The organism is Psychrobacter sp. 1U2 (assembly GCF_051847575.1).
On record NZ_JBPYDC010000502.1, the window covers coordinates 1 to 1,019 of the forward strand.

General features: G+C 43.8%; 2 pseudogenes. Both read left to right on the top strand.

Annotated features, from left to right (window positions below):
* Window positions 1-496: pseudogene (locus ACS8FD_RS16875) on the top strand (hypothetical protein); the annotation flags it as partial.
* Window positions 497-557: 61 nt separating this feature from the next.
* A pseudogene (locus ACS8FD_RS16880) lies at window positions 558-1,019 on the top strand (NAD(+) diphosphatase); the annotation flags it as partial.

Genomic DNA, 1,019 nt, shown 5'->3' on the forward strand with positions numbered 1-1,019 from the left:
CTCTCTGCTATTGGCGCTAATGCATGCCGAGAATGCTTCGAACGCGATGGCGAAAATACACACGCCAGGCGCTATTCATTTGGCAACGCACAGTCAGCATATCTCATTACACCAAATCGATACGGCCTATGATACGTTGGTACAAGAGAGTCGTACAGCCATATCAAGTGCAGAGCAAGCAATTAACGACTATTTATTGGATGACAATCGCGACCTGCTTAACCTTGAAAATATACCTGATCTGATACATCAAGTCGCGGGTGCAATACGCTTCTTACAATTGCCTACACCTGCAAATATGCTTAATCAGTTGACCATCAATATGCAAAAACGCCTTGAAAATGGTCAAAGTATAGATGATCGTACACTTGCTCATATAGCTGATGTACTTATGGCAGTAGACTATCGCTTGGATGGTTTTGAGAACAACCATCCTGTGAGCAAAAAATCGCTTGATGTTGCTCAGGATAGTTTGAGCCAACTACTTGCCGCTTAATCGTTGCAGATAAATATAAGCAACTTTTTATCAACCCTTTTGCTGCTTTGGATAGCTATTTATGACCACCGCTTTTGTAATTGATAACGAGACTGTACTGTGCCGCTATACTGCAAAAGGCTGGTGGCCTGTGCAAGTTCCTGTTTTGGCTATTGAAAACGATACTGTCACAAAAGACCAAGCAGCAGAGTCATCAAGTAAGCTTTATCAGGTTGGCCGTGTTGAGTTACTGGCAAGCTTAGCAGCAAGTCACTGGGAAACAGGTGAATTACAAGAGTTGAATACTGATCCCGAGTCGATTGATGGCAATGATGTACCCGCTACCATTGCCATTACTTACGATTATGCGCAAACTCACGGCATTGCTATTCCTCACTTAACTGAAGACTCTCATAAGTCAACCGTATTGCAGACGCCATTGGCTGGTGCTGAAAAGATAGACTTTATTACTTATAGGCAGCTTATCACCCAACTGCCAGCAGCGCTCTCTACGCAGCTGAGTCAAGCGATTCAATTGCTGCGC